This window comes from Mycobacterium sp. E3339, assembly GCF_001666915.1.
In the GTDB taxonomy this organism is placed as follows: domain Bacteria; phylum Actinomycetota; class Actinomycetes; order Mycobacteriales; family Mycobacteriaceae; genus Mycobacterium.
In genome coordinates, this window is the sequence record NZ_LZIZ01000020.1 from 1 (window position 1) to 22,896 (window position 22,896).

24 protein-coding genes are annotated in these 22,896 nt (G+C 68.8%); 12 read left to right on the forward strand and 12 right to left on the reverse strand.

Going from position 1 to position 22,896, the window contains the following annotated elements; translation table 11 throughout:
* The coding region (locus A5702_RS00995; protein WP_156669435.1) for an aldehyde dehydrogenase family protein at window positions 1–492 on the reverse strand (492 nt) is incomplete at its 3' end.
* A 67-nt stretch (window positions 493–559) separates the two neighbouring features.
* On the opposite strand from A5702_RS00995, the gene A5702_RS01000 reads away from it, so the two are divergent.
* The 4 genes from A5702_RS01000 to A5702_RS01015 are packed head-to-tail and all read left to right on the forward strand — an operon-like array spanning window position 560 to window position 4,334.
* Window positions 560–2,590 carry a prolyl oligopeptidase family protein gene (locus A5702_RS01000; protein ID WP_068217481.1) on the forward strand — a complete coding sequence of 677 codons (2,031 nt, stop codon included), beginning with the start codon at window positions 560–562 and terminating at the stop codon, window positions 2,588–2,590.
* A gap of 9 nt (window positions 2,591–2,599) precedes the next feature.
* The gene (locus tag A5702_RS01005; protein WP_055400682.1) at window positions 2,600–2,911 is read left to right on the forward strand and encodes a hypothetical protein; all 312 of its coding nucleotides are present in this window, start codon (window positions 2,600–2,602) and stop codon (window positions 2,909–2,911) included.
* Between the two features lie 7 nt (window positions 2,912–2,918).
* Window positions 2,919–3,836, forward strand: a complete 918-nt coding sequence (locus A5702_RS01010) for a crotonase/enoyl-CoA hydratase family protein (protein WP_068217484.1) — start codon at window positions 2,919–2,921, stop codon at window positions 3,834–3,836.
* A gap of 51 nt (window positions 3,837–3,887) precedes the next feature.
* Complete coding sequence (locus tag A5702_RS01015) at window positions 3,888–4,334, forward strand: DUF5078 domain-containing protein (RefSeq protein ID WP_055400678.1); 447 nt, start codon at window positions 3,888–3,890, stop codon at window positions 4,332–4,334.
* 29 nt (window positions 4,335–4,363) lie between these two features.
* Here A5702_RS01015 and A5702_RS01020 read toward each other — a convergent pair whose 3' ends face one another.
* The 5 genes from A5702_RS01020 to A5702_RS01040 all read right to left on the reverse strand — a co-directional run bounded on the left by A5702_RS01020 (window position 4,364) and on the right by A5702_RS01040 (window position 10,050).
* Complete coding sequence (locus A5702_RS01020) at window positions 4,364–7,303, reverse strand: RND family transporter (protein WP_068217487.1); 2,940 nt, start codon at window positions 7,301–7,303, stop codon at window positions 4,364–4,366.
* Window positions 7,300–7,854 (reverse strand): MmpS family transport accessory protein, encoded by a 555-nt coding sequence (locus tag A5702_RS01025; protein ID WP_055400723.1) that lies wholly within the window; start codon window positions 7,852–7,854, stop codon window positions 7,300–7,302. The genes A5702_RS01020 and A5702_RS01025 overlap by 4 nt, the downstream gene beginning before the upstream one ends.
* A 25-nt stretch (window positions 7,855–7,879) precedes the next feature.
* On the reverse strand, window positions 7,880–8,566 hold the full coding sequence (locus A5702_RS01030; RefSeq protein WP_156349447.1) for a TetR family transcriptional regulator: 687 nt from the start codon (window positions 8,564–8,566) through the stop codon (window positions 7,880–7,882).
* An 81-nt stretch (window positions 8,567–8,647) separates the two neighbouring features.
* The gene (locus A5702_RS01035; RefSeq protein ID WP_068217490.1) at window positions 8,648–9,514 is read right to left on the reverse strand and encodes a hypothetical protein; all 867 of its coding nucleotides are present in this window, start codon (window positions 9,512–9,514) and stop codon (window positions 8,648–8,650) included.
* A gap of 11 nt (window positions 9,515–9,525) precedes the next feature.
* The gene (locus A5702_RS01040; RefSeq protein WP_067816640.1) at window positions 9,526–10,050 is read right to left on the reverse strand and encodes a mycothiol transferase; all 525 of its coding nucleotides are present in this window, start codon (window positions 10,048–10,050) and stop codon (window positions 9,526–9,528) included.
* A 53-nt stretch (window positions 10,051–10,103) separates the two neighbouring features.
* Here A5702_RS01040 and A5702_RS01045 point away from each other — a divergent pair, with 53 nt between their 5' ends.
* The 4 genes from A5702_RS01045 to A5702_RS01060 are packed head-to-tail and all read left to right on the forward strand — an operon-like array spanning window position 10,104 to window position 13,469.
* Window positions 10,104–11,846, forward strand: a complete 1,743-nt coding sequence (locus A5702_RS01045) for an amidohydrolase family protein (protein WP_068217492.1) — start codon at window positions 10,104–10,106, stop codon at window positions 11,844–11,846.
* A gap of 38 nt (window positions 11,847–11,884) precedes the next feature.
* Complete coding sequence (locus A5702_RS01050) at window positions 11,885–12,490, forward strand: PPE family protein (RefSeq protein ID WP_082459749.1); 606 nt, start codon at window positions 11,885–11,887, stop codon at window positions 12,488–12,490.
* 29 nt (window positions 12,491–12,519) lie between these two features.
* On the forward strand, window positions 12,520–12,912 hold the full coding sequence (locus tag A5702_RS01055) for a hypothetical protein (protein WP_055400666.1): 393 nt from the start codon (window positions 12,520–12,522) through the stop codon (window positions 12,910–12,912).
* Window positions 12,909–13,469, forward strand: a complete 561-nt coding sequence (locus A5702_RS01060; RefSeq protein WP_055400664.1) for a carboxymuconolactone decarboxylase family protein — start codon at window positions 12,909–12,911, stop codon at window positions 13,467–13,469. Before A5702_RS01055 ends, A5702_RS01060 begins: the two co-directional genes overlap by 4 nt.
* Here A5702_RS01060 and A5702_RS01065 read toward each other — a convergent pair.
* The 4 genes from A5702_RS01065 to A5702_RS01080 all read right to left on the reverse strand — a co-directional run bounded on the left by A5702_RS01065 (window position 13,458) and on the right by A5702_RS01080 (window position 17,230).
* The gene (locus A5702_RS01065; RefSeq protein ID WP_055400719.1) at window positions 13,458–14,279 is read right to left on the reverse strand and encodes an SDR family oxidoreductase; all 822 of its coding nucleotides are present in this window, start codon (window positions 14,277–14,279) and stop codon (window positions 13,458–13,460) included. The two genes, A5702_RS01060 and A5702_RS01065, sit on opposite strands and share 12 nt — an antisense overlap.
* A 30-nt stretch (window positions 14,280–14,309) precedes the next feature.
* Window positions 14,310–14,621, reverse strand: a complete 312-nt coding sequence (locus A5702_RS01070; protein WP_231964954.1) for a heme-binding protein — start codon at window positions 14,619–14,621, stop codon at window positions 14,310–14,312.
* A 211-nt stretch (window positions 14,622–14,832) separates the two neighbouring features.
* Window positions 14,833–16,458 carry a chaperonin GroEL gene (gene groL, locus A5702_RS01075; RefSeq protein WP_055400660.1) on the reverse strand — a complete coding sequence of 542 codons (1,626 nt, stop codon included), beginning with the start codon at window positions 16,456–16,458 and terminating at the stop codon, window positions 14,833–14,835.
* A gap of 205 nt (window positions 16,459–16,663) precedes the next feature.
* Window positions 16,664–17,230, reverse strand: coding sequence for a TetR/AcrR family transcriptional regulator (locus A5702_RS01080; RefSeq protein ID WP_068217494.1), 567 nt, complete (start codon window positions 17,228–17,230; stop codon window positions 16,664–16,666).
* Between the two features lie 102 nt (window positions 17,231–17,332).
* On the opposite strand from A5702_RS01080, the gene A5702_RS01085 reads away from it, so the two are divergent.
* The 3 genes from A5702_RS01085 to A5702_RS01095 are packed head-to-tail and all read left to right on the forward strand — an operon-like array spanning window position 17,333 to window position 19,527.
* Window positions 17,333–18,259 (forward strand): SDR family NAD(P)-dependent oxidoreductase, encoded by a 927-nt coding sequence (locus A5702_RS01085; protein WP_055400656.1) that lies wholly within the window; start codon window positions 17,333–17,335, stop codon window positions 18,257–18,259.
* Window positions 18,260–18,276: 17 nt separating this feature from the next.
* Complete coding sequence (locus A5702_RS01090; protein ID WP_068217497.1) at window positions 18,277–18,996, forward strand: FkbM family methyltransferase; 720 nt, start codon at window positions 18,277–18,279, stop codon at window positions 18,994–18,996.
* Between the two features lie 24 nt (window positions 18,997–19,020).
* Complete coding sequence (locus A5702_RS01095; protein ID WP_068217500.1) at window positions 19,021–19,527, forward strand: cupin domain-containing protein; 507 nt, start codon at window positions 19,021–19,023, stop codon at window positions 19,525–19,527.
* A gap of 182 nt (window positions 19,528–19,709) precedes the next feature.
* On the opposite strand, the gene A5702_RS01100 is transcribed toward A5702_RS01095, so the two are convergent.
* A complete protein-coding gene (locus A5702_RS01100) occupies window positions 19,710–21,146 on the reverse strand; it encodes an NAD(P)/FAD-dependent oxidoreductase (RefSeq protein WP_231964955.1) in 1,437 nt (478 codons plus the stop codon).
* Window positions 21,143–21,616, reverse strand: a complete 474-nt coding sequence (locus A5702_RS01105) for a VOC family protein (protein WP_055400644.1) — start codon at window positions 21,614–21,616, stop codon at window positions 21,143–21,145. The genes A5702_RS01100 and A5702_RS01105 overlap by 4 nt, the downstream gene beginning before the upstream one ends.
* A 51-nt stretch (window positions 21,617–21,667) precedes the next feature.
* On the opposite strand from A5702_RS01105, the gene glp reads away from it, so the two are divergent.
* Window positions 21,668–22,873, forward strand: coding sequence for a gephyrin-like molybdotransferase Glp (gene glp / locus A5702_RS01110; RefSeq protein WP_068217505.1), 1,206 nt, complete (start codon window positions 21,668–21,670; stop codon window positions 22,871–22,873).
* The last annotated feature ends 23 nt before the right edge of the window (window positions 22,874–22,896 follow it).

Here is a 22,896-nt window from a genome sequence, read left to right on the forward strand (position 1 = left end):
CGGAATGATCTGCCCGACCACGCCGAGCGGCTCGTGGAAGTGGTAGGCGACGGTGTCGTCGTCGATCTGGGACAGCGAACCCTCCTGCGCGCGCAGCGCCGCCGCGAAATACCGGAAATGGTCGGCCGCCAACGGGATGTCGGCGGCCAGCGCCTCGCGCACCGGTTTGCCGTTGTCCCACACCTCGGCGACGGCCAGCGCCGCCGTGTGCTCGTCGATGCGGTCCGCGATCTTGGTCAAAATGGCCGCCCGCTCGGCGGGGGCGGCCTTGCCCCAGGCCGGGGCCGCCGCGTGGGCGGCGTCGAGCGCCTTGTCCACGTCGGTCTCGTCGGAGCGCGGTATCTCGCAGAACGGTTGGCCGGTCACCGGTGAGGGGTTCTCGAAATAGCGGCCGGCCGCCGGGGCGACCCACTGGCCCCCGATGAAGTTCTCGTACCGGGATTCGTACGACATCAGCGCCCCGGCAGCACCCGGACGTGCGAATACAGTCATCTGCTGCGCTCCTCGTCTCGCCTGTGTAATACACCTCACAGTACCGCCGCGGGCCACAATGGCAGCCATGACGTCACACGCCGCCGCCACCCCCGAGGACCCGCAAGACCCCTACCTGTGGCTCGAGGATGTCACCGGCGACGAGGCCCTGGACTGGGTGCGCGCGCGCAACGAACCGACGCTGGCCGAGTTCCGCGACGAGGCTTTCGAGCGGATGCGCACCGAGGCGCTCGAGGTGCTCGACACCGACGCCCGCATCCCGTACGTGGTCCGCCGCGGCGAGCACCTGTACAACTTCTGGCGCGACGCCGCCAACCCGCGCGGCGTGTGGCGGCGCACCACGCTGGACAGCTACCGCACCGATTCCCCGGAGTGGGACGTGCTGATCGACATAGATGAACTGGGGCGCGCTGACAATCAGAAGTGGGTGTGGGCCGGCGCCGGCGTCATCGAACCCGAGTACACCCGCGCCCTGGTCGCGCTGTCCCGGGGCGGCTCGGACGCCTCCGTCGTGCGCGAATTCGACATGACGGCAAGGGAATTCCTCGACGACGGATTTCAGCTGCCGGAGGCCAAGTCGCAGCTGAGCTGGATGGACCTCGATACCGTGCTGGTGGGCACGGACTTCGGCGACGGCTCGCTGACCGACTCGGGCTACCCGCGGGTGATCAAGCGGTGGCGCCGGGGCACGCCGCTGACCGAGGCCGAGACCGTGTTCGAGGGCGACCGCACCGACGTCCGAGTATCGGCGTCGGTGGATCGCACCCCCGGCTTCGAGCGCACCCTGCTCGGGCGCGCCCTCGACTTCTGGAACGAAGAGGTCTACGAGTTGCGGGGCTCCGAGCTGATCCGGATCGACGCCCCCACCGACGCGAGCCTGTCGATACACCGCGAATGGCTGTTGATCGAGCTGCGCACCGAATGGTTCTACGGCGCCGACAGCTATCCGGCCGGCGCCCTGCTCGCGGCCAACTACGACGAATTCCTCGCAGGCACAGCCCAATTGACTCCTGTGTTCGCACCCGACGAACACACCGCGCTGAATCACTACGCCTGGACGCGCGACCACCTGCTGATGGTCACCCTCGCCGACGTGGCCAGCCGCGTGGAAATCGTCACGCCAGGAAACTGGCGCCGCGAGCCGATCCCGGGCATCCCGGATGCGACCAACACCGTCGTGGTCACCGCCGACGACACCGGCGACGAGTTCTTCTTGGACTCCAGCGGATTCGTCACGCCGTCGCGGCTCATGCGCGGCACCGGCCCCGGCCCGCTCGAACGGATCAAGTCCGCGCCGGCCTTCTTCGACGCCGAAAACATGGCGGTGGCACAGCATTTCGTGCCCTCGCAGGACGGCACGCCGATCCCCTACTTCGTGGTGCGCCCCGCCGACGCGCGCGGCCCCGGCCCGACCATGCTGTACGGCTACGGCGGCTTCGAATCGTCCAACACGCCGGCCTACAGCGGGGTGCTCGGCCGGCTGTGGCTGGCCCGCGGCGGCACCTACGTGCTCGCCAACATTCGCGGCGGCGGCGAATACGGGCCCGGCTGGCACACCCAGGCGATGCGCGAGGGCCGGCACAAGGTGGCCGAGGATTTCGCTGCGGTGGCAACCGATTTGGTGGAACGCGGCATCACGACCGTTGACCAGCTCGGCGCGCAGGGCGGCAGCAACGGCGGCCTGCTGATGGGCATCATGCTGACCCAGTACCCGGAGAGATTCGGCGCGCTGGTCTGCAGCGTGCCGCTGCTGGACATGAAGCGCTACCACCTGTTGCTCGCCGGCGCGTCGTGGATGGCCGAGTACGGCGACCCGGACAACCCGCAGGACTGGGCCTTCATCTCCGAATACTCGCCCTACCAGAACATTTCGGCGACGCGCCACTACCCGCCGGTGCTGATGACCACGTCCACCCGCGACGATCGGGTCCATCCGGGGCACGCGCGCAAGATGACGGCGGCGCTGCAGGCCGCCGGGCACCGGGTCTTCTACTACGAGAACATCGAGGGCGGTCACGCCGGGGCGGCCGACAACGAACAGGTCGCGTTCAAGTCCGCCCTGACCTACTCGTTCCTCTGGCGGATGCTGGGCCCATAGGATCGTGGCGTGTCAGCGACCCAACGCATCGAACTCACCCTGCTGGCGACCGGGCTGATCTTCGTCCTCGTTTCGGCGGCGCAGGCACGCTACCGATTCATCGGCGACCGCCGCGCCGGCCGGCGGTTCTACTGGGCGACCGCGGCGATCGGCACCGTGTGCTTCGCGATCGGCACGGGCCGGCTCTGGCCCAACGCCGTCTGCGTGGCGCTGATCTTCTCCGGCCTGATCGTCATGTCGGCCTACCTGACGACGCCCTACCTGAAGATCGGCGACCGCATCTACGCGTCGTCACCGGAAAACCGTCAGCCCGACCCCTAGGGAAGCCATGCCGACACCCGACTTCGAGACGCTGCTGTACACCACGGCCGGCGCGGTTGCCACCATCACGCTGAACCGTCCGGAGCAGCTCAACACCATCGTGCCGCCCATGCCGGACGAGATCGAGGATGCGATTGGGCTGGCCGAGCGCGACCCGGCCGTCAAGGTCATCGTGTTGCGCGGCGCTGGCCGGGCGTTCTCCGGCGGCTACGACTTCGGCGGCGGCTTCCAGCACTGGGGCGACGCCATGATGACCGACGGTCGATGGGACCCGGGCAAGGACTTCGCGATGGTCAGCTCCCGCGAGACCGGGCCGACGCAGAAGTTCATGGCCATCTGGCGCGCCTCCAAGCCGGTCATCGCCCAGGTGCACGGCTGGTGCGTCGGTGGGGCCAGCGACTACGCGCTGTGCGCCGACCTGGTCATCGCCAGCAACGACGCGGTGATCGGCACCCCGTACAGCCGGATGTGGGGTGCGTACCTGAGCGGGATGTGGCTCTACCGGCTCAGTTTCGCCAAGGTCAAGTGGCATTCGCTGACCGGGCGCCCGCTGACCGGGGTGCAGGCTGCCGAGATCGAGCTGATCAACGAGGCGGTGCCGTTCGAACGGCTCGAGGCGCGGGTCGCGGAGGTCGCCGCCGAGTTGGCCCGGATACCGTTGTCGCAGCTGCAGGCGCAGAAGCTGATCGTCAACCAGGCCTACGAGAACATGGGGCTGGCGTCCACGCAGACGCTCGGCGGCATTCTCGACGGCCTGATGCGCAACACCCCGGACGCCCTCGACTTCATCACCACCGCCCAGACCCGGGGTGTGCGCACGGCGGTCGAGCGCCGCGACGGTCCGTTCGGCGACTACAGCCAGGCCCCGCCGGAGCTGCGGCCCGACCCCGCACACGTCATCGTGCCTGATCGGGACCAATGCTGAGCTGACCTAGGAATTCTGTGTCGGCGGCCAAAAAGTGTTACCGTAGTTCCTATGTCTCGGCTGAGTTCTGGCCTGCGTGCAGGCGTCGCTGTCCTCGCCCTGGGTATCGCCGCCACGGCGTTCCCGAAAACGGCCCTGGCCGATTCCACCGAGGACTTCCCGATCCCGCGCAGGATGATCAACACCACCTGTGACGCCGAGCAGATCATGGCGGCCACCCGCGACACCAGCCCGGTGTACTACCAGCGCTACATGATCGACTTCAACAACCACCCGAACGTTCAGCAGGCGACCATCGACAAGGTGCACTGGTTCTACTCGCTGTCGCCCGAGGACCGCCGGACGTATTCCGAGAACTTCTACAACAACGACCCGCTGTGGTACGCGTGGCCGAACCACATGAAGCTGTTCTTCAACAACAAGGGCGTCGTCGCCAAGTCGACCGACGTGTGCGCCCAATACCCGCCCGGCGACATGTCGGTGTGGAACTGGGCCTAACGGCTTAACAATTCGCGCGCCGTAGAAGATCAGCGCGGCTGCACCACCCCGCCCGGCGGGCGCTCGTCGACGTTCCTCAGGAGCAATTCGCGCACGGCGGGACGCGGTCCGTACGGTCGCAGCATGGTGCTGGCCGGGCGTGGCCGCACGTGCTGCGGCCACCAGAACCAGCGCCCGAGCAGGGTGGCCAGCGACGGCGTCATGAACGACCGCACGATCAAGGTGTCGAACAACAGACCCAGCGCGATCGTCGTCCCCACTTGGGCCATCACCAGCAGCGGGCTGAACATGAACGTGGCCATGGTCGCGGCGAACACCAGCCCGGCGGAGGTCACCACCGAGCCCGAACCGGCCATCGCGCGGATCGTCCCCGTTCTGAGCCCGGCGTGGATTTCCTCCTTGAACCGCGATATCAACAGCAGGTTGTAGTCCGAGCCGACCGCCAGCAGCAGGATGATCGCCATCGCCAGCACCATCCAGTGCAACTTCATGCCCAGGATGTACTGCCATAGGAGCACGGAGAGTCCGAACGAGGCGCCCAGTGACAGCAACACCGTACCGACGATCACCAGGGCCGCCACGACGCTTCGGGTGATCACCAACATGATGATGAAAATCAGTGTGGCCGCGGCAATTCCGGCGATCAGCAGGTCGATGTCGGAGCCGTCGTGCATGTCCTTGTAGGTCGCGGCGGTGCCGCCGAGGTAGACCTTGGAGCCCTCCCAGGGCGTGCCCTTGATGGCCTCGTGCACGGCCTGCTTGATCGGTTCGATGTGGCTGATGCCTTCGGGACTCGCCGGGTCACCCTCATGGGAGATGATCAACCGGACGGCGTGCCCATCCGGCGAGATGAAATTTTTCAGGCCCCGTGCGAAGTCCGGGCTCTTGAACGCCTCCGGCGGAAGGTAGAACGTGTCGTCGTTCTTGGCTTTGTCGAAGGCGTCGCCTTGCGCGGTGGCGTTGTCCGCCTGCGCTTTCGACTGTTCGTTGAGGCCCATGGTGGTCGCGTAGTTCGACATGATGGTGTCGAGGTTGCGCTGCTGACTCTCGATCTGCGGCGGGATGAGCGCCACCAGCTGCGGCTGAATCCGATCCAGCTTGTCCAGGTTCGCGCTGAGCTCCACGATGTTCTGGGCCACCTGGTCGATGCCGTCGAGCGCGTTGAAGACCGACCGTAGCGCCCAGCAGACCGGGATGTCGTAGCAGTGCCGCTCCCAGTAGAAAAAGCTGCGGATCGGCCGCAAGAAGTCGTCGAAGTTGGCGATGTCGTCGCGCAACGCCTCGGTGATCTTCACGGTTTCTTTTGTGAGCCTGGTGGTTTCATGCGTCGTGTTGCTGAGGTCCTGGGTCACCCGCATCTGTTCGTGCAGGGTGGCCATCGTCTTCTTCAGCTCGTCCGCCTGCTTGAGCAGGTTGTTCGCCTGCTCCTCCTGATAGTGCTGGGTCTGGATCCGACCCGCGGCTTGTGCACTCATCTGAAAACCGAGGGTGCTGTGGTCCAGCGGCGTGCCCAGCGGCCGGGTGATGGTCTGCACCCGGCCGATACCGGGGATGTGGAAGACCGCCTTGGCAACCTTGTCCAGGACGAGGAAATCGGCCGGGTTACGCAGGTCGTGATCGGTCTCGATCATCAACAACTCGGGATTGAGCCGAGCCTGGTCGAAGTGCCGGTCCGCGGCGGCATAACCGACGTTGGCCGGGGTGTCCGCCGGCAGGAAGTGGCGGTTGTCGTAGTCCGTCTTGTATCCGGGCAGGGCGAGCAGACCGACCAACGCGATGCCGATGGTCACCGCGAGAACCGGTGCGGGCCAACGGACGACGGCGGTGCCGATGCGACGCCAGCCCCGGGTCTGCAGCTTGCGCTTCGGATCCATGAGCTTGAAGAACGAAGCCACCGTCAGTATCGCCGGGGCCAGCGTCAAAGCCGCCAGCACCGCGACCAGCATGCCGACCGCGCACGGCACCCCGAGCGACTGGAAGTACGGCAGCCGGCAGAAGCTCAGGCAGTACATCGCGCCGGCGATCGTCAGGCCCGATCCCAGCACGACGTGCGCGGTGCTGTGGAACATCGTGTAGAACGCTTGCTCGCGGGTCTCGCCCAGACCGCGTGCCTCGTGGTAGCGGCCGACCACGAAGATCGCGTAATCCGTCCCGGCTGCTATCGCCATCAGCACCAGCATGTTGTTGGCGAAGGTCGACAGCCCCATGATGCCGTAGTTACCGAGCGTCGCGACGACACCGCGGGCCGCCGCCAGCTCGATGAACACCATGGCCAGCATGATCAGAACGATGCTGATCTTCCGATAGACGATCAGCAGCATCACGATGATCACCAAAAAGGTGACAAGGGTGACGAGCATGACGCCCTTCTCACCCGCGTGGGACTGGTCGGCGAACAGCGGACCGGCGCCGGTCACATACGCCTTGATTCCCGGCGGCGCGGGCACCGAGTCCACGATCTTGCGGACGGCCAGGGCAGACTCGTTCGCCAGCCCGCCGCCCATGTTGCCGACGAGGTAGACCTGGACGTACGCGGCCTTCTGGTCGTGGCTCTGGGAACCCGCCGCCGTCAGCGGATCGCTCCAGAAATCCTGGACGTGCTGAACGTGTTTCTTGTCTTGCTCTACGCGCCTGACGATTTCGTCGTAGTAGCGGTGCGCTTCGGCCCCGAGTGGCTTGTCGCCCTCCAGCAAGATCATGGCCGAGTTGTCGGAGTTGAACTCTTTGAAAGTCGATCCGACCTTCATCATCGACTGAAAGGACGCCGCGTCCGTCGGGCTCATCGACACCGAGTGGGTTTTGGCGACGACCTCCAGCTGCGGGGCCACGGTGTTGGTGACGAACACGATGCCCAACCACACCAGGACGATCGGCAGCGCCAGCCGGTGGATCATCCGCGGCAGGAACGGCGGGATCAGCGGCTGCGAGATTGGCGGCGCAGCGAAATCAGCCTCGGCTGGCTCGCTCATGCGGACTTGTCCAGGCAGTAGACGAAGGCGTTCACGGTTTGGGTGGGATCCGAGCGGTTCGGAGTCTTGATGACGTCACCGCTCCCGTCGTGCTTGTTCACCACGAATTGGCAGGCGATCCAACTGCCGTCGCCTTGCGCCACCAGGTTTGCCGGGATGCCGGGCTTCGTTGAACTCAATACTTTGCTCCAGGGCAAGGGCACGTTGAGGGCCTGCTGTGGATGGGAGTTTTCGTCGAGGTAGTTGATGGTTGCCGTGCTGCCCGGTGGGCCCCAGACCTGGAGCGTGATCGTCTTGGCGTTGAACTCGTCGAGGACCTCGCCCGAGGTGCCACCACCGAACGAACCTTTGTGAACGCCGAATACGCCGTGCAATCGGTAGACGACGAATCCCGACAGCGCGACGACAGCCGCGATCGTGAGCACCAACCAGAAACGCGCGAACAGGCCTTTTAGGCCCTTTTTCTTGGCGCGCTGCGGAGCGAGGTTTTCGCCCTCCCCGCCAGTCGAGCCCGCCCTCAGCGGCTCGGTCCTAGGCTCAGTCGTCGTCATGGGCACTCCGAGTCCTTCCCCCTAATCATGGCTTCTCCGCGATGAGACCGACGCACGTCGCGGTCAGCAGCCGGGTGAGGGCCGACGCGAAGTCCAGATTCCATTCCGGCGGAATCACTTCCGGCTCCTCGGCATAGGCGTCGTTGAGGCGCTCCGGCGGGTTGGCGACCTGCCACAGCGTGGCCGCCAGCGAGTACGCCGCGAGCAAGATGTCGAGCGACCCCGAGCGGCCGAGTTCGGGCAGCGCGCTCTCGATGGAATCGGCGAGCGAGAGCGTGGCGGCGGTGCTGATGCGCTTGACCTCGACGACCCGCTCGACGTCCACCTCGTGTTCGAGGTGCAGGTGCAGGTTCGCCAGCAGGTCGCAGAAGAGCGGGTCCTGGGCCAGGGCGTCGGCCAGCGTCTCGGCGATCTGCGACGGCGACTTCCGGCCGGGCTGGGCCAGTTTCTCGGACACGGTGTTCGACCAGCGCACCCAGCCCTCGGCGGACAGGTGCAGGAGGACTTCCTTGTGCGAGGTGAAGTAGCGGCGCACGGCCGAGTAGTGAATGCCGGCGCGGCTGGCGACGGCGGTCAACGTGACCGAGGCGACGCCCGTCTCGAGCGCCAGCGAACGCGCGGCTTCCACGAGTGCCTCCGCACGTTGGCGCTTCTTCTCCTCGGTGCGGGCACGCTGGAAAGTCAACTGCGCCACCGACAGAGCGTAACGCACATTGTGTGATTTGTATAACGCACGCCGTGTGATTTGTGCCAGGTCACCGCGGCGCGCCGCGGGCGGGCGTCGGCGTCGGTGTCAAGCCTTGGGCGGCAAGCCTTTTCGCAAGCTGCCGAGCATCGCGGCGACCACCCCGGCGACCACCAGCGCGGCCCCGGTCAGCAGCGTCAGGTTGAGCCATTCGTGCAGGCCCGCCTCGGCGCGGCCGACCATCACCTCGGCGATGCGGCGGATATCGCCGGTGGTGCGGTTGAGCGCGTCGTTGACGTACCGGTGGGCGATCTCGATGCCCGCCCAGCCGCCGGCGCCGACCAGCAGCGCGGAGATGCCCAGGCTGGTGAGCGCCTTGCCGCGGCGGCGGGCGACGGCCAGCGTCAGCGCCGCGCAGACGACGCTGAGCGCGGCCGCCCCGATGCTCACCCAGGGGCCCCAGGTGGCGAGCGGGCGCAGCTGCCCCTGCCGCAGCGATCGCGGCGGCGATGCGGTCAACGGAACGGTAAGCGTCGCAGGCACTTTCACGTTGTGGCTGCTCAGGATCCGCTGCAGCGACGGGTCCTGCAGCATCGGGGCCACGTCGATCTCCCAGGCCTCGCCGGCGCCGTCGGCGGCGAACAACCAGCGGTGCGCGGCCCGGTTCGCCCGGGCGAACAGCCCCGGAAACGCCGGCCCGGCCGTGAACGCGGCGGCGGCCCGGTGCACCTCCGCGCCGTCGACCGGGCGGCCTCCGCCGCTGTGCTCGGCGATGAGCGCCGTCGCGCGGCCGGTCAGTTCATTCGCGGCGGCGGCCTGCAGCGCGCGGTCCGTCGCGGCCCGCTGGGCCAGCGCCGCGTAGCCGCCCTCGCTGACGACGTTGAGCTGCAGCCACGCCGCCGGGATCGCGACCGCCAGCGCGACGGTGGTGGCCAGCCACAGCACCGCCCGGAGCATCGCGGCCAGGAAGCGCACGCCGGAAAACCCTAGGGCGCGATGCCGCGAACGTAGGCGGCCTGCCCGAGGTGTTGGGCGCAGTCGTCGATGATGCTGACCAATCGCGCGCTGGCCGTCACCGGCGGATCCCAGTTGGTGTCGACCACCCGCTCCAGCTCGCCGGCGGTCACGCCGCCGACGTATTCAAGAGTGAGCTCGTGCACCGCGTGGTAGTACGCGGACAGCAGGTCCGCGGGCGCCTTGACCTTCCCGACCTGCTCGGGCTTGTGCCCGTAGCCGGTGTCGTTGCGCGGCAGGTCCAGCCCGAACCGGTCCACCCAGCCGTCGCGCAGCCACACCTGCTCGACGCCGGCCACGTCGGCCAGCTGGACGTCCTGCACCCGCGCGCTGTGCCAGAGCAACCAGGCGATGCTGTTGGCGTCGGGCGTCGCCCGATAGTCGGCGACGTCGTCGGTCAACCCGTCGGCGATGTCGTCGACGTGTTCGATCAACCGGGTGAAGGCGTCGCGGAGCAGTTCTTGGACGGCGGCATCGGAGCTGGAGGTGTTGGCCATACAGCGACACTAGATCCTGGCACGACCCACCGGCGCGGTCGTAGATTGTTTGGATGACGTACGACCTGATCATCCGCAATGGCACCATCGTCGACGGTCTGGGCGGTGAGCCGTACGTCGGCGACGTCGCGGTGCGAGACGGCCTCATCGCGGCGGTCGGCCACGTCAACGGCGAGACCGCCGCCCGCAAGATCGACGCGACCGGGCTGCTGGTCACCCCCGGCTTCATCGACCTGCACACCCACTACGACGGCCAGTCGATCTGGTCGGAACGCCTGACTCCGTCGTCGGCGCACGGCGTGACCACGGTGGTGATGGGCAACTGCGGCGTCGGCTTCGCCCCGTGCCGCCAGGAGGACCACGACGTGCTCGTCGACGTGATGGCCGGGGTGGAGGACATCCCCGGCGTGGTCATGACCGACGGCCTGCCCTGGACGTGGGAGACGTTCCCCGAATACCTGGACGCGCTGGACTCGGGCAAGCGTGACATCGACGTGGCGGCGTACCTGCCGCACTCGCCGCTGCGGGTCTACGTGATGGGCCAGCGCGGCGCCAACCGCGAACCCGCCACCGCCGAAGACCTGGCCAAGATGCGGGCGCTGGCCAAGGAGGCGGTCGAGGTCGGAGCGCTGGGCTTCGCGTCGTCCCGGCTGACCATCCACAAGACCGAAAGCGGTTCGCCCATCCCGAGTTACGACGCCGCCCGGGAGGAGATCGAGGAGATCGCCCGCGGGGTCGTCGACGGCGGCGGGGGCCTGCTGCAGTTCGTGCCGGACATCCCGGCCGGTGGCTACGAGCCCGTGCTGCAGACGGTGTTCGACGTGGCCGAGGACGTCGGCCTGCCGCTGACGTTCACGCTGGTTGTCGCGAATGCCGGCGACCCGACGTGGCCGGACGCCATCACGATGATCGAGAAGGCGAATTCACGGGCGGGCTCCGACGGCCCGCAGATCACCGCGCAGCTGCTGCCGCGCCCCATCGGCCTGATCATCGGGCTGCAGCTGACCGCCAACCCGTTCGTGCTCTACCCCAGCTACCGCGAGATCGCGCACCTGCCGCTGGCCGAGCGAGTCGCCGAGATGCGCAAGCCGGAGGTGCGCGCCCGCATCCTGGCCGACAAGCCCGGCGCCGGCCACCCGATCCTGTACGTGGCGCAGATGTGGGACTGGATCTTCCCGCTGGGCGACAACCCGGACTACGAGCCGAACCCGGCGGACAGCATCGGTGCCCGGGCGCGGGCCAAGGGGGTGGCACCGATGGAGGAGGCCTACGACCGGCTGCTCGACGACGACGGCCGCGCCATGCTGTTGGTGGCCACCAGCAACCTGCAGGGCAACTCGCTGGACACCGTCGGCGAGCTGCTGCACCGCGACGACGTGATCCTCGGGCTCGGCGACGGCGGCGCCCACTACGGGATGATCTGCGACGCCAGTTACTCGACGTATTTCCTGGCGCACTGGGCGCGCGACCGCAAATCGGGGCGGTTCACCGTGCCGGCGGCGGTCCGGGAGCTGACGTCGGTGCCCGCCCGGGTCGCGGGGCTGGACGACCGGGGCCGCATCGCCGTCGGGTACAAGGCCGACCTCAACGTCATCGACCACGCGGCGTTGCGCCTGCACAAGCCCGTTATCAGCTACGACCTGCCGGCCGGGGGGCGGCGCCTGGACCAGACCGCAGACGGGTACGTCGCGACGATCGTGGCCGGACAAGTGATCGCGGAGAACGGCGTCCCCACCGACGCCCGTCCAGGCAAGTTGGTGCGGGGGCGGCAAACTTGCCCGGTACCCGCGCAATAACGCCACCAAAGCGGCCGAATCCCGGGTAAGTTGAGCCGGTGACGAGCCCGCATTTTGCGTGGTTGCCGCCAGAAGTCAACTCGGCACGAATCTATGAGGGTCCCGGAGCCGGGCCGCTGCTTGCTGCCGCGGAAGCGTGGGACGGGTTGGCCGAGGACCTGGCATCGTCAGCATCGTCGTTTTCTTCGGTCACGTCAAATCTTGCCAACGGATCCTGGCAGGGGCCGTCGTCGGCGGCGATGATGGCGCTCGCCACGCATTACGTCAGCTGGCTCAGCGCGGCGGCCGCGCAGGCCGAGGCGGTGTCCAGCCAGGCCTCGGCCGTCGCGGCCGCGTTCGAGGGGGCGCTGGCGGCCACCGTGCAGCCCGCGGTGGTCGCGGCCAACCGCGCGCTGGCGCAGGCGTTGTCGGCCACCAACTGGCTGGGCCAGAACACCCCGGCGATCGCCGACATCGAGGCCGCCTACGACCAGATGTGGGCCTCGGACGTCGAGGCGATGTACGGCTACCACGCCGACGCGTCGGCGGCCGTGGAGAAGCTGGCGCCCTGGCAGCAGGTGCTGCAAAACCTCGGTTTCCACTTCAACAGCAGCGGCCAGCTCACGTTCGGCCTGCCGGCGGCGCGGGTTCCGCGCACGCTGTAGCGGCCCGGCCCGGGCCTATCCTGAGCATCATGCGCACGAAGAAGAGCGTGGACTTCGAGCGGCTCGCCGCCGCTCTTCCCGACTACCCGTACGCCTACCTGGTCACCGTCGACGACGACTACCGCGTGCACACCGTGACGGTCGAGCCGCAGCTGCGCGAGGCCACGCTCGACATCGGGCTCATCGGCGGCCGCACCCAACAGAATCTGGCCCGGCGCCGCGACGTCACGCTGCTGTGGCCCCCGGCCGAAGCGGGCGGCTACTCGCTGATCGTCGACGGCACGGCCGAGGTGACCGAGGCCGGGGACGCCGTTCGCCTAGGCGTCGTGCCCACCCGCGCGCTGCTGCACCGCGACGCCGACCCCGACTCGCCGGAGGCGGCCAAGGGTTGCCTGCACGACTGCGTGGTGTTCTCCAAGTGAGCCGCGTCGCTCCGCTCGCCCCGCCGTGGAGCGAGGAAGATGCCGCTGGCATCAACAGCTGGGGTCATCCGGACCGCACCTACGAGCCGCTGCTGTTGGTGCGCTGCCTGCAGCGCCACCCGGCGCTGGCCACCCGGCTGCGCAAGCTCGGCGAATCACTCTATGTCTCAGCGCTTTTGCCGGGCCGCACGCGGACGATCGCGATCCTGCGCATCTGCGCGCTGCTGGGTTGCGAGTACGAGTGGGGCGGGCAGGCGGCGTTCTGGGGGCCGATCGCCGGGGTCAGCGACGACGAATGCGACGCGCTGGTGACCGGGGGCGCCGACGACCCACGGTGGGGCCCGGACGAGCGCACGCTGATCGAGGCGGTGGACGAGGTGGAGCGCACCGGCTCGTGGTCGGAGGCGACCTGGAAAGGACTGGGGCGTTTCCTTTCGGACGAGCAGCGGATCGAATTGCTCACGGCCGTTGGCTGGTATCGCACCATCTGCACGCTGTGCAACGCGCTCGCGCTGCCGGTGGAGGGCTGGATGCGGCGCTGGCCCTCAGCCGGCTAGGTCCCGTTTGAGCCCCGGGTGCTGGTTCTTCAGCAGCGGCAGCAGCACGCGCCGCGGCATGAACTGGAACAGCCGGGTGGACAGCTGGCTCGGCAGCCCGGCGATCACGGTGCCGCGGTCGTGCTCGAGCGCGTCGACCCCGGTCCGCGCGACGTCCCGCGAGGGCATCCACATGAACTTCGGGAAGGCGTCGGCGAAGGTGCGCTCGTCCATGCCCGCGTTCTTGAGGAACTCGGTGCGCACCGGCCCGGGGCAGAGCAGGGCGACCGTGACGCCGGTGCCGGCGAGCTCGCCGCGCACCCCCTCGGTGTAGGTCTTCACGAAGGCCTTGGTGGCGGAGTAGCCGGCCTGACCCGGGAACGGGTGATACCCCGCGGTGGAGCCGACGTTGAGGATGGCGCCGCGTCCGCGCGGGACCATCTGCTGGACCGCGCGGGTGGTCAGGTCGATGACGGCCTCGACGTTGACCCGCACCTGGGCGATCTCGTCGGAGACGCGCGTCTTGGCCACCGAGCCGATGGTGCCGACGCCGGCGTTGTTGACCAGGATGTCGGCGGTCAGCCCGCGGCGGTCGACCTCCTCGAGGAGGCCCGCGCGTGCCGCCGCGTCCGCCACGTCGCAGGCGATCGCCTCGACGCGGACGCTGCCCGACAGTTCGTCGGCCAGCTCGCGCAGCCGGTCCTCGCGGCGGGCGACGAGGGTGACGCCGTGGCCGCGGTCGGCGAGCTCGCGGGCGATGTCGGCGCCGATGCCCGACGATGCGCCGGTCACGACGGCGGTGCTGGTGGGAGAGGGTGTCGGTAGGGCCACGCCCTTCACCCTAGGCCGACGCGCGAGTGGTTAGCCGGACAGCGCGTCGAACAACGCCGCCAGTTGGTCCGGCGACACCGAGGTGTTGCACCGTCCGCGGAGGTCGAGCAGCGGCTGCGCGATGCCCTTGAGATCGAGCGCTTCACCGGGATGACCGAGGAAGTAGCCACGCACCGAAGCCCTCGCGTCGGCGGGCGTTTGGCCGGCCGCGGCGGTCAGAACGTTATTGGCGTCGGGATGGCCGTCGAGATATCCGCTGGCCGAGTTCAGGACCCCGCTGGCCACCGCGGCGAACCCGCTGGCCGAACAGGGGTCCGGCGCGGCAGCTGCGGTCGGCGCCACCAAGACGCACAGAGCGCAGCCAAGAATCGCTCCGAAAGCCGTGCGCCATAACGATGTGCTCATTGCCTGGTCCTCCCGTGCCCAACTGATCGAACGTTCAGTACATCAGTTACCCAAAACCGCGCTCGGCGTACTCCGCGGCGCGCACGGAAAAGCCCGGCCCCCAGAGGGACCGGGCTTTTCAGTGGTTGGAACTTTTCCGCTCTTGGACTTAGAAGTCCATGCCGCCCATGCCGCCGGTCGGGTCGCCCGCGGGAGCGGCCGCCTTCTCCGGCTTGTCGGCGACGACGGCCTCGGTCGTCAGGAACAGCCCGGCAATGGACGCCGCGTTCTGCAGCGCCGAGCGGGTGACCTTGACCGGGTCGGCAACGCCGGCCTTGAGCAGGTCCTCGTACTCGCCGGTGGCCGCGTTCAGGCCGGTGCCGGCCTTCGCGTTGCGAACCTTCTCGGCGACAACGCCGGGCTCCAGCCCGGAGTTGAAGGCGATCTGCTTCAGCGGGGCCTCGAGCGCGACGCGCACGATGTTGGCGCCGGTGGCCTCGTCACCGGTGAGCTTGAGCTCCTCCAGGGACGGCGCCGACTGCAGCAGGGCGACGCCACCACCGGCGACGATGCCCTCCTCGACGGCGGCCTTGGCGTTGCGGACCGCGTCCTCGATGCGGTGCTTGCGCTCCTTGAGCTCCACCTCGGTGGCGGCGCCGGCCTTGATCACCGCAACACCGCCGGCCAGCTTGGCCAGGCGCTCCTGCAGCTTCTCGCGGTCGTAGTCGGAGTCGCTGTTCTCGATCTCCTGGCGGATCTGGGCCACGCGCCCGGCGATGGCGTCGGTGTCACCGGCACCCTCGACGATGGTGGTCTCGTCCTTGGTGACGACGACCTTGCGGGCCTTACCGAGCAGCGCGACGTCGGCGCTCTCCAGCGACAGGCCGACCTCTTCGCTGATCACCTGACCACCGGTGAGGATCGCCATGTCCTGCAGCATCGCCTTGCGGCGGTCACCGAAGCCGGGGGCCTTGACCGCCACCGACTTGAAGGTGCCGCGGATCTTGTTGACCACCAGGGTGCTCAGGGCCTCGCCCTCGACGTCCTCGGCGATGATCAGCAGCGGCTTGCCGGCCTGGATGACCTTCTCCAGCAGCGGCAGCAGGTCCTTGACGGTGGACACCTTGGAGCTGACCAGCAGGATGAACGGGTCCTCGAGGACGGCTTCCTGACGCTCGGCGTCGGTGACGAAGTACCCCGAGATGTAGCCCTTGTCGAACCGCATGCCCTCGGTGAGCTCGAGCTGCAGGCCGAAGGTGTTGGACTCCTCGACGGTGATGACGCCCTCGTTGCCGACCTTGTCCATGGCCTCGGCGATCAGGTCACCGATGGACTGGTCGCCCGCGGAGATGGCCGCGGTGGCCGCGATCTGCTCCTTGGTCTCAACGTCCTTGGCGGACTTGAGCAGGACCTCGGTGACCTTCTCGACGGCCTTCTCGATGCCGCGCTTGAGGCCAAGCGGGTTGGCACCCGCGGCGACGTTGCGCAGGCCCTCCTTGACGAGCGCCTGGGCCAGCACCGTGGCCGTCGTCGTGCCGTCACCGGCGACGTCGTCGGTCTTCTTGGCGACTTCCTTGACCAGCTCGGCGCCGATCTTCTCGTACGGGTCCTCCAGCTCGATCTCCTTGGCGATGGACACACCATCGTTGGTGATCGTGGGAGCGCCCCACTTCTTCTCCAGGACGACGTTGCGGCCCTTGGGACCCAACGTCACCTTTACCGCGTCGGCGAGGGCGTTGAGCCCCCGCTCGAGGCCGCGACGGGCCTCTTCGTCGTACGCAATTGTCTTGGCCATTGCGAAGTGATTCCTCCGGATCGGGAATGACACCGGGTGACCACAGCGTGGCCACCCCATTACTTACGCTGGCCGGGTGCAGTGCCCGCGACGGACGACCCCAGGTGTCTGCTGGTCTCACCGTCCCGACCTAGCACTCGCCAGTCGCGAGTGCCAACGTCATTCTTAGCACTCGCCTATGCCGAGTGCAAGAACAGGTCAGGCCTTATCGCTGCACGCGTAAACCGTCGATGACGACGTCGGTCGCCCGCTCGGCCAGGGCCGAGTCGTACGCCTGCATCGCCTGGCATCCGACCAGGATCGCCTTGAGATCCCGCATGTCGACATCCCGCCGCGCGGTGCCGGCCTCCTGCGCCGCGCGCAACAGCTCGCCCATCATGGCCTTGAAGGCGTCCTCGGCCTCCGGCGCCGCGCAGGCGATGTCGATCCCGTACCCCGCGAGGGCGTCGACCAGGCCGCGGTCCGCGGGCCCCCAGTGCAGCACCATCGAGCGCAGGAAGGCGAAGAGCGCCTCGCCGCCGCCCGCCGTTTCCAGCAGCTTGCGGCCGTCGTCCACCAGCTGCTGCATGCGGTCCTCGATCACGGCCGCGAAGAGCGCCTCCTTGGTCGGGAAGTGCCGGTAGACCGTGCCGGCGCCGACGCCGGCGCGGCGGGCGACCTCGTCGATGGGCACCGACAGGCCCTCCGCGGCGAAGGTTTCGTAGGCGACGTCCAGCACCCGCGCGCGGTTGCGCGCCGCGTCGGCGCGCAACGGCCGGGCGGCCTGCGCCATGTGTTCACCATTCATCGGTTGACAAAGCGGGGCGTGCGTTCCGTATAGTTGCATCAACCGGAGCGCTCGCCCCGTTTACCTTACTAGCTTGAGGAGCCTGCCATGGCCACTTCCAAGGCCAAGTGGACCGCCGCCGACATCCCCGACCAGGCCGGTCGCGTCGCCGTCATCACCGGGGCCAACACCGGCCTGGGCTACGAGACGGCCGCCGCGCTGGCCGACCGCGGCGCCCGCGTCGTGCTCGCGGTGCGCAACCTGGACAAGGGCAAGGACGCCGCCGCCCGGATCACCGCCGGCAGCCCGCACGCCGAGGTCGCGCTGCAGGAGCTGGACCTGACCTCGCTGGATTCCATCCGCGCCGCGGCCGCGCAACTCAAGGCCGATTACGACCACATCGACCTGCTGATCAACAACGCCGGCGTCATGTACACGCCGAAGGAGACAACCAAAGACGGCTTCGAGATGCAGTTCGGCACCAACCACCTCGGCCACTTCGCCCTCACCGGCCTGCTGCTGGACCGGCTCCTGCCGGTCGCCGGTTCGCGGGTGGTCACCGTCAGCAGCATGGGCCACCGCATCCTGGCCGACATCCATTTCGACGACCTGCAGTGGGAACGCTCCTACAACCGGGTCGCGGCCTACGGGCAGGCCAAGCTGGCGAACCTGCTGTTCACCTACGAGCTGCAGCGCCGGCTCGCCCCGCGCGGGACGACGATCGCCGTCGCCGCCCACCCCGGCGGGTCGAACACCGAGCTGGGCCGCTACACGCCCGCGGCGTTCCGGCCGCTGGTCAACGTGTTCTTCAGCGTGATCGCGCAGGACGCGGCCATGGGCGCCCTGCCGACGCTGCGCGCGGCCACCGATCCCGGCGTGCTCGGCGGCCAGTACTACGGCCCCGACGGGTTGGGCGAGACCCGGGGCTACCCGAAACTGGTGTCCTCCAGCGCGAAGTCGCACGACGTCGACGTGCAGCGCCGGCTGTGGGCCGTCTCCGAGGAGCTAACTGGCGTCGTCTACCCCGTCGACTGACGGGGAGAATAAGGCCCATGGCGGGCGTGCTGCAGGGCTACGACGTGGCGGGCACGCGGCTGCGCATCGTCGATGAGCCGGGGTCGATCGCGGCGGGTGTGGTCGCGACCGAACTCGCCATGGACGGCTACGGGCTCGGCCGCATCACGTTCGAACCCGGTGACGTCGTCGTCGACGTCGGCGCCCACGTCGGGATGGTCGCGATCTGGCTCGCGGTGCGCAACCCGCGCGTCACCGTGATCGCGATCGAGCCGGAACCGCTCAACGTCGCCCACCTGCGCACCAACGTCGCCGCCCACGGCGTCGACAACGTCGTCGTGGTGCCGCTGGCGTTGACCCGCGACCGGCGCACGGTGCGCATCGCGCGGCCCCCGCTGAACAGCGGGGGCGCCGGCTGCTACCACGACCGCGCGGATGGCTACCCCACCACCGAGGTCCGTTCGACGACGCTGGACGCGATCTTCGACGAGTACGTGCCGGGGCGATGCCGGCTGCTCAAGGTCGATTGCGAGGGGGCGGAACACGAAATCCTCCCGGCGAACCGCGCGCTGCGCCGGGTCGATTGGTTCGCCGGCGAATTTCACGTCAGCTCCCGGCTGGCCGCCGGCGGCCACAGCGCCGAGGCGCTGACCGCGTCGGTCGGGCAATTCGTCGATCCCGACCGGATGTCGGTGACGACGGTCGACCTCGACGACATGGCGGCGTGGGAGCGGCGATTCGCCGGAGCGGCCGGGTAGCGCCAGGCGCGCCACACTGGAGGCATGTCGCTCGTCGTCCCGCCCTATCCCCCGCCCCGATACACCAAGGACGAGCCGGAGATCAGCGCCTGGCTCAAGCGCGCCCCGGAAAACGGAGGGGCGCCGCCCGACTACGAAACCTTCGGGACCAAGTACCACTACCTGGCCAACCAGCAGGCCACCGACGGCGACTACGGCCTGTACCGGGTCGACATCGCCCCGGCCGGCGGCGGTCCCCCGGCCCACTTCCACCGGGCCATGTCCGAGGCCTTCTTCGTGCTGTCCGGGACGATGAAGCTCTTCGACGGCAACGAGTGGGTCGACGGGCATCCGGGCGATTTCCTCTACGTCCCGCCCGGCGGCGTGCACGGCTTCCGCAACGAGGCCGACCAGCCGGCGTCGGTCCTGATGTTGTTCGCGCCCGGTGCGCCCCGCGAGGCCTACTTCGAGGGGTTCGGGGCGCTGGCCGACATGACCGACGACGAGCGCCGGGAGTGGTTCATCCGCCACGACAACTACTGGATCCAGTAGGGTTTGGCGGTGCAGGTCAGGTCGAAGCGCGCCGCGGCATGGTTGCGAATGAAGGTCGAGACGGCGTTCAGCGCGCCGATCAGGACCGCCGAGCGGGTCAAGCGGCCCCGCCGGCCGGGCCTGCGGCCGGTGCCGACCGCGTCGGCCAGGGTGCGCGGGCGGCGGCTGAGGCCGCCGACAAGTCACCGACCGAAGCGGTAGTCGGCCTCGACCAGCTCGCGGGTGCGCTCGAAGAAAGTCCGCCCGCTGTAAGGCAATTGGGTGACCACCTTCCCGCTGGGATGCCGAAAGTAATTGCTGCACGCCAGCCACACCTTGCCCGCCATCGCGGCCTGTACCTCGTCGTTGTAGCGGCGCTGCGCGTCTGGTGTCACCTCCACGGTGTGCGCGCCGCGGGCGTGCATCGCGTCGAGAATGTGCCGGACGAAGGTGGTCTGCGCCTCGTGGATGTAGATGATGGAGTTGACGCCGTTGGTGTTGGGGCCGTACAGCGTGAAGAAGTTGGGGTAGCCGGCCACCAGCGTGCCCAGGTACGCCTCGGCGCCGCCGCGCCAATCCTCCGCGAGGCGGCGGCCGCCCGTCCCGTACACGTCGATGCTGGCCAGATAGTCGGCCGCGGTGAACCCGGTGCCATAGATGACGGTGTCGACGCGGTGCTCGACGCCGTCGACGGTGCGCACCCCGCGTTCGGTCAGCTCGGCGATGGCGGTCGTCTCCAGGGAGACGTTGGGCAGCGCGAAGGTGGGGTACCAGTCGCGTGACATCAGCGGCCGCTTGCAGCCGGCCGGATAGTCGGGCATCAGCTTGGCCCGCAGCTCGGGGTCGGTCACCTTGCGCATGAGGTAACTGCGGGCCAGCTCGGTCGCCTCGCGCGTCTGGTCGGCGTCGACGTCGAAGCTGGCCGACTCGTAGGCGTCGAACGCCTCGTCGCGCAGCTTCTGCGCCATCTCGGGATGGCGTTCGAACAGCTCGTGCTGCTCGGGCGTGAACGGGAAGTCGAACCGCGGTGCGATCCAGATCGGGGTGCGCTGAAAAACGGTGAGGTGCGCGGTTTCTCGCGCGATCGCGGGGACGTACTGGATGGCGCTGGCCCCCGTGCCGATGGACGCCACCCGCTCGCCGACCGTGGACTTGCTGTGATCCCAACGCGCCGAATGGAATTGGCGGCCCCGGAATCGGTTCGCCCCGGGGATGTCCGGAATGTAGGGCACGTCGAGCATCCCGACGGCGCTGACCACGGCGTCGAACTCGTGCTCACCACCGTCGCCGTCGACCAGGGTCCAACGACGCCGGGTGTCCGACCACCGGGCGGTCGCCACCGCGGTGTTGGCCCGCAGGCGCGCGGCCAGCCCGTGGCCGGCGGCCACCTTCTCGAGGTAGGCCAAGATCTCGGGCTGGTTGGCGTACGTCTTGCTCCACCGCGGGTTGGGCGCGAAGGAATACGAGTACAGGTGCGACGGGACGTCGCACGCCGCGCCGGGAAAGGTGTTGTGCCGCCACGTTCCGCCGAACCCGTCGGCCCGGTCGAAGATGGTGAACTCGTGGCCGGCCTCGGCCAGCTGGATGCCCATGGCGATGCCACCGGCGCCCGCGCCGATGATCCCGACGGTCGGCTTCATCCCCATTGCGCGTAGTACGGGCGCTGCGGGCGGCTCTTCTCCACCAGGATGAACACCACGCCCCAGGGGTCGACAAACCAGGTGGTGCGGACCCCGGCCACCTCCGCGATGCCGTTGACCAGAAACCGCACGCCCTTGCTCTCCAACTCCGCCCGGGTGGCGTCGAGGTCGGAACAGATCAGCCCGACGTGCGACAGGCCGTGATCGGTCAGGGCCCGACCAGCACTGCCGCCGCCGACGTTCAGGTATTCGATGACCTCGAGCACGCGATCGCCGTCGTCGCCGAACCCCACGATGGCCGCCTTCATGCTGGGATCGGCCACCAGCTCACCCATGTCGTCGCGAATGGCGTTACCGCTCATGACATACGGCGGCGAAAGCACACGCAGGCCCAACACGTCGCGATAGAACGCCACGGCGGCCTCGCAGTCCGGAACACACACCCCGGTGTGGGCCATCCCGGTAATCACGTTCTCGACTCTACGTCGGCCTGCGCAATTCGGCGGGCCGATAATGGCCGGGTGCGGTCGGTCCAAGAACATCAGCGCGTCGTCGCCGAACTGATCCGTTCCCGGCCGGCGGCCACCGCGGTGCTGGCGGCGGCGCAGGGCCTGGTCCTGGCCGACGACGTGGTCGCCCGGCTGGCGCTGCCGGTCTTCGACAACTCCGCGATGGACGGCTACGCGGTGCGCGCCGAGGACACCTCCGGCGCCACGCCCGAGCACCCGGTGGTGCTCGAGGTCGCCGAGGACATTCCCGCCGGGCGCACCGACGAGTTGACGCTGCAACCGAATACCGCGCACCGCATCATGACCGGCGCGCCGCTGCCGGCCGGGGCGACGGCCGTGGTGCCGGTCGAGGACACCGACGGCGGGGTTGACGTGGTGTCGATTCGCGCGCCGCGCGAGCCCGGCAAGCACATCCGGCGCGCGGGCGAGGACGTCGCCCCCGGCACCACGGTGCTGCGGCGCGGCCAGGTGGTGACGCCGGCCGTGCTCGGCCTGGCGGCGGCGCTGGGAATGGCCGAGCTGCCGGTGCTGCCGCGCCAGCGGGTGCTGGTGATATCGACGGGCTCGGAGCTGGTGACGCCGGGCGATCCGCTGCGGCCGGGGCAGATCTACGAGTCGAATTCGATCATGCTGGCCGGCGCGGTCCGCGACGCCGGGGCCGACGTGATCGCGGTGGCGACCGCCGAAGACGATGTCGCACAGTTCAGTTCGCTCATCGATGAGTACGCCGGCGAGGCGGACCTGATCATCACCAGCGGTGGGGTCAGCGCCGGCGCCTACGAGGTGGTCAAGGACGCCTTCGGCCGCGAAGGTGACCAGGGCGTCGAGTTCGTCAAGGTCGCGATGCAGCCCGGCATGCCGCAGGGCATCGGCCGGGTGGCCGGCGCGACGATCGTCACGCTGCCCGGTAACCCGGTCAGCGCCCTGGTGTCCTTCGAGGTGTTCATCCGGCCCGCGCTGCGCCGCGCGATGGGCCTGCCGGACGCGGACCGCCCGCACCGCGCCGCGGTGCTCACCGAGTCGTTGACCTCGCCGCGGGGCAAGCGCCAGTTCCGCCGCGCGGTGCTGGACCGCGACGCGGGCACGGTCACCAGTTACGGCCCGCCGGCCTCGCACCACCTGCGGTGGCTGGCGTCCGCGAACGCCCTGCTGGACATCCCCGAGGACGTCGTCGAGGTGCCGGAGGGCACCGAGCTGCAGGTCTGGGATCTGAGCTAGCCAAGCTTTCGTAAGATGGCCGC